Below are 5,231 nucleotides of genomic sequence, written 5' to 3'. Positions count from 1 at the left end.
ACCTTGCGGTGCCCCTCGGCATTATACGGCGACCGGTAGGGCACCCTACCGGGCACCCTGGCCGCCAGGACTTCAGGCCTTTTGGGCAGCTGCCACCTGGGCGGCCACTTCAGCGGCGAAGTCGTCCTGCTTCTTCTCGATGCCTTCACCGACCACRTACAGGGTGAAACCCTTGACCGTGGTGTTAGCGGCCTTGAGCATCTGCTCGACGGTCTGCTTGTCGTTCTTCACGAAGGTCTGGTTGAACAGCGACACTTCCTTCAGGTACTTCTGCACCGAGCCGTCGACCATCTTGGCGACGATTTCGGCCGGCTTGCCCGATTCGGCAGCCTTTTGCTCGGCGATGCTGCGTTCCTTGGCGATCAGGTCGGCGGGCACGTCGGCGGACGACAGCGACACCGGCTTCATCGCGGCAACGTGCATGGCCACGTCCTTGGCGGCGGTTTCGTCGCCGTCGAACTCGACCATCACGCCGATGCGGGTGCCGTGCAGGTAAGCGGCCAGCTTGCCGCCATTGGCGTAGCGGGCAAAGCGGCGGATCGCCAGGTTTTCGCCGATCTTGCCGATCAGGGCGGTACGGGTGGCTTCCACGGTCACGCCGTCGATTTCCAGCGCCGACAGCGCAGCCACGTCGGCCGGGTTCTGCTTGGCGACCAGTTCGGCGACCTTGTTCGAGAACGCCATGAAGTCATCGTTCTTCGACACGAAGTCGGTTTCGCAGTTCAGTTCCACCAGCGCGCCGGTGGTACCTTCGATGAAGGACACGACCACGCCTTCGGCGGTCACGCGCGAAGCGGCCTTGCTGGCCTTGTTGCCCAGCTTGACGCGCAGCAGCTCTTCAGCCTTTTCCAGGTTGCCTTCGGCCTCGGTCAGGGCCTTCTTGCATTCCATCATCGGCGCGTCGGTCTTCGCGCGCAGTTCTGCCACCATGCTTGCGGTAATTGCCGCCATTTGTCACTCCTTGAATGGTTCGCCCCGCCCTACCCCGCCGTCGATGTGGCGCGATCCGGGACCGGAGGTAAGTTCAACTTCACCCGCGCCAGATCATGCCAGGGGCGGATGACAACAATTCGAAAAAAGGGGGCGTAAGATTCGCCCCCTCGGTTGCCGGAAAGCCCCCGGCTGCGCGCAGCACCCCGGCCCAGGGGCCGGTTGGCTAGCGATGATGTGTCAGCTTGCGATGCGCGCGGTACGGGGTCCTCTCGGCAGCAAGCCTTTAGGCTTCTTCGACTTCGACGAAATCGTCGCCGCCGCGTGCGGCTTCAACCACGTCCTGCACGGCGTTTGCACGGCCTTCCAGGATCGCGTCGGCCACGCCGCGCACATACAGGGCAACTGCCTTGCTCGAGTCGTCGTTGCCCGGGATCACGTAGTCGATACCTTCCGGCGAGTGGTTGGTATCGACCACACCGATGACGGGCACGCCCAGCTTCTTGGCTTCGGTGACGGCAATCTTGTGGTAGCCGACGTCGACCACGAAGATGGCGTCAGGCACGCCGCCCATGTCCTTGATGCCGCCGATGGACTTTTGCAGCTTGTCCATTTCGCGCTCGAACATCAGCGCTTCCTTCTTGCTCATGGTTTCCAGCGCGCCAGCTTCCTTGGCGGCTTCCATGTCCTTCAGGCGCTTGATCGAGATCTTGACGGTCTTGAAGTTGGTCATCATGCCGCCGAGCCAGCGGGCATCGACGTAAGGCATGCCAGCGCGGCCTGCTTCTTCAGCCAGGATTTCGCGCGATTGACGCTTGGTGCCCACGAACAGCACGGTGCCGCGGTTTGCTGCCAGTTGACGCACGTACTTCAGCGCGTCCTGGAACATCGGCAACGTCTTTTCGAGGTTGATAATATGGATCTTGTTGCGATGGCCGAAGATGTACGGAGCCATCTTGGGGTTCCAGAAGCGGGTTTGGTGGCCGAAGTGGCAACCGGCCTCCAGCATTTCGCGCATGGTAACGGACATGAAAAATCTCCAAAAGGGTTAGGTCTGAAGTCCGCCCCGACATTCCTGAAAAGGAACACCCCGGATGGACGGACTCGCAATTTCAAGCAATTTCAAAAACTTTGTATTTAATAAGCGCAAGGCGCCTGCCAAATACCGCAGCACAGTAGTGACTGCCCCGGCCCGCGAGCCGCTGCTGGCAAGTCACATCGACCTGCCAGGTAGCCACAAGAAGGCTAGCCAGCGATTGTAGCAACAAAACAGGACTTCGCTCAAGGGGCCACTCGCCATGAAAAGCAGGCGCCCGTCGCCGGCGAAGCCCGTTTTCGGCTGCGGTTGGTGCCCGATGGTGCGATAATCCCACTTTCAGATTCAATTTGAGGCGCAGCCCGTGGCTTCGCCGCCACTTTTGCGAGCAGCATGAGCATCCATATCAAGAACGCCGACGATATCGCCCAAATGCGGGTGGCCTGCCGGCTGGCCTCCGAGGTCCTCGACTACATCACGCCCTTCGTCAAGCCGGGGGTCACCACCGGCGAACTCGACCGGCTGTGCCACGCCTATATGCGCGATGTGCAGGGCACGGTACCCGCGCCCCTGAATTATGCGCCGCCCGGCTACCCCCCCTTCCCCGGCGCCATCTGCACGTCGGTCAACGACGTGATTTGCCATGGCATCCCGGGCGAACGCGTGCTGAAGTCCGGCGACGCGGTGAACCTCGACATCACCGTGATCACCAAGGAAGGCTACTACGGCGACACCAGCCGCATGTTCATTGCCGGTGAGGGCTCGATCCTGGCCAAGCGCCTGGCGCAGATCACCTTCGAATGCATGTGGAAGGGCATTGCCCAGGTGCGCCCCGGCGCCCGCCTCGGCGATATCGGCCATGTGATCCAGGTCCATGCGGAAGCGGCGGGCTACACCGTGGTGCGCGAGTACTGCGGCCATGGCATCGGCAAGAACTTCCACGAGGACCCGCAGATCCTGCACTACGGCCGCCCCGGCACCGGCATGGAAATCCAGGCCGGCATGATCTTCACGATCGAGCCGATGGTCAACGCCGGCAAGCGCGATATCCGCACCATGCCCGACCACTGGACCGTCAAGACGCGTGACCGCAGCCTGTCCGCGCAGTGGGAGCACACCATCCTGGTGACCGAGACCGGCTACGACGTGCTTACCGTCTCCGCGGGCACGCAGGCGCCGCCGTCGTTCATCACTGATTCTGTTGCAGCCTGACGCTACGGGCGCCAAAGTTGGCGCCCTTCTTGTTTCAGCCGTCCCTTCGATGCCCCAAGCCCTAGCCATGGACGCCACGCCGGAAATCATCCTCGCCACCCGTGTTCGCGATCAGCTGAAAGCCGACAAGCAAGCCGTGTTCGCGGACTTCAACGCGCACGGCCATGTCGGGCACCTGCTGACGCGCCTGCGGCGCGCGGTCGATGCCGCGCTGGTCGAAGCCTGGTGCGGCCTGGGCCTGCCGGACGACAGCGCGCTGGTGGCGGTGGGCGGCTATGGGCGCGGCGAGCTGTTCCCGTTTTCCGACGTGGATGTGCTGCTGCTGCTGCCCGCGGAACCCGACGAGGACACCACCTCCAGGCTGGAGAAGTTCATTGGCCTGTGCTGGGACCTGGGCCTTGAGATCGGCTCCGCCGTGCGCACCGTGGACGATTGCATCCGCGAATCGCACCAGGACGTGACCATCCAGACGTCCTTGCTGGAAGCGCGCCTGCTTACCGGCAACCGCAAGCTGTTTGCCGAGCTGCAGACGCGCTACCAGGCCGACCTGGACCCGCGCGCCTTCTTCCAGGCCAAGCTGCTGGAAATGCGCCAGCGCCACGCCAAGTACCAGGACACGCCCTACTCGCTCGAACCCAACAGCAAGGAAAGCCCCGGCGGCCTGCGCGACCTGCAGTTGATCCTGTGGATGACCAAGGCCGCCGGGCTGGGCGACAGCTGGAAGGAACTGTTCGAGCGCGGGCTGCTGAGCGAGCGCGAAGCGCAGGAACTCGCCCGCAACGAGCGCCTGCTCAAGACCATCCGCGCGCGCCTGCACCTGGTGGCCGGGCGCCGCCAGGACGTGCTGGTGTTCGACCTGCAGACCGCGCTGGCCGAGGCCTTCGGCTACCGCCAGAACAATAACAAGCGCGCCAGCGAGCAGCTGATGCGCCGCTACTACTGGGCAGCCAAGGCGGTCACGCAGCTCAATATCGTGCTGCTGCTCAATATCGAGGCCATGCTGTTCCCGAGCGAATCCAAGGTGACGCGCGTCATCAACGAGCGCTTCGTGGAACGCCAGGGTATGCTCGAGATCACCAGCGACGATCTCTACGAGCGCGAGCCCCACGCCATCCTGGAAACCTTCCTGGTGTACGAGCGCACGCCGGGCGTCAAGGGCTTGTCGCCACGCACGCTGCGCGGCCTGTACAACGCCCGCACGGTGATGGACGCGAGCTGGCGCAACGATCCGGTGAACCGCCGCCTGTTCCTCGCCATCGTGCAAGAGCCGCAGGGCATCACCCACGCGCTGCGCCTGATGAACCAGACCAGCGTGCTGGGCCGCTACCTGATCAACTTCCGCCGCATCGTCGGGCAGATGCAGCACGACCTGTTCCACGTCTACACGGTGGACCAGCACATCCTGATGGTGGTGCGCAACATGCGCCGCTTCGCCATCGTCGAGCACACGCACGAATTCCCCTTCTGCAGCCAGCTGATGGCCACCTTCGACCGCCCCTGGGTGCTGTGGGTGGCGGCGCTGTTCCACGACATCGCCAAGGGCCGCGGCGGCGATCACTCCAAGCTCGGCACGGCGGATGCGCGGCGCTTTTGCAAGCAGCACGGCATCGAGCGCGAAGATACCGACCTGATCGCCTGGCTGGTCGAGCATCACCTGACCATGAGCCATGTCGCGCAAAAGCAAGACCTGACCGATGCGGACGTGATCCATGCCTTCGCCCGCGTGGTCGGCACCGAACGCTACCTGACCGCGCTCTACCTGCTGACCGTGGCCGATATCCGCGGCACCAGCCCCAAGGTGTGGAACGCGTGGAAGGGCAAGCTGCTGGAAGACCTCTACCGCATCACGCTGCGCGTGCTGGGCGGCGCGCGCGTGGACCCGCACTCGCTGTGGGCGCAGCGCAAGGACGACACCATCGCGCAACTGCGGCTCAAGGCGTTCGACCCGGAACTGGGCAAGCCATTGTGGGCCCAGCTCGACGTGGCCTTCTTCCTGCGCCACGACGCACGCGACATCGCCTGGCTCACGCGGCACCTGTACAACAAGGTGGAC

General features: G+C 63.8%; 4 protein-coding genes and 1 pseudogene. 3 read left to right on the top strand and 2 right to left on the bottom strand.

All coding sequences use genetic code 11. The annotated features are described in order from the left end of the window. Positions 1-72: 72 nt before the first annotated feature. A complete protein-coding gene (tsf, locus tag AC1DS3_RS34880) occupies positions 73-951 on the bottom strand; it encodes a translation elongation factor Ts (RefSeq protein ID WP_006163113.1) in 879 nt (292 codons plus the stop codon). Between the two features lie 265 nt (positions 952-1,216). Next, on the bottom strand, positions 1,217-1,960 hold the full coding sequence (rpsB, locus tag AC1DS3_RS34875) for a 30S ribosomal protein S2 (RefSeq protein WP_043346950.1): 744 nt from the start codon (positions 1,958-1,960) through the stop codon (positions 1,217-1,219). Positions 1,961-2,024: 64 nt separating this feature from the next. Between rpsB and AC1DS3_RS34870 the strand changes: the two genes are divergently transcribed. From AC1DS3_RS34870 to AC1DS3_RS34860, 3 genes and pseudogenes are all read left to right on the top strand, one after another. Further along, positions 2,025-2,192: a hypothetical protein gene (locus AC1DS3_RS34870; RefSeq protein ID WP_477109655.1), complete on the top strand. Its 168-nt coding sequence runs from the start codon at positions 2,025-2,027 to the stop codon at positions 2,190-2,192. Between the two features lie 164 nt (positions 2,193-2,356). Then, a pseudogene (map, locus tag AC1DS3_RS34865) lies at positions 2,357-3,178 on the top strand (type I methionyl aminopeptidase); the annotation flags it as partial. 67 nt (positions 3,179-3,245) lie between these two features. After that, the coding region (locus tag AC1DS3_RS34860; RefSeq protein WP_477128976.1) for a [protein-PII] uridylyltransferase at positions 3,246-5,231 on the top strand (1,986 nt) is incomplete at its 3' end.

Source organism: Cupriavidus sp. 01L46 (genome assembly GCF_056399905.1).
This window is presented reverse-complemented; position numbering and strand designations above follow the sequence as displayed.

Coding starts and splice junctions, on each gene's coding strand:
- rpsB (WP_043346950.1), bottom strand. CDS start 1,960: ATGTCCGTTACCATGCGCGAAATGCTGGAGGCCGGTTGCCACTTCGGC.
- AC1DS3_RS34870 (WP_477109655.1), top strand. CDS start 2,025: ATGGACGGACTCGCAATTTCAAGCAATTTCAAAAACTTTGTATTTAAT.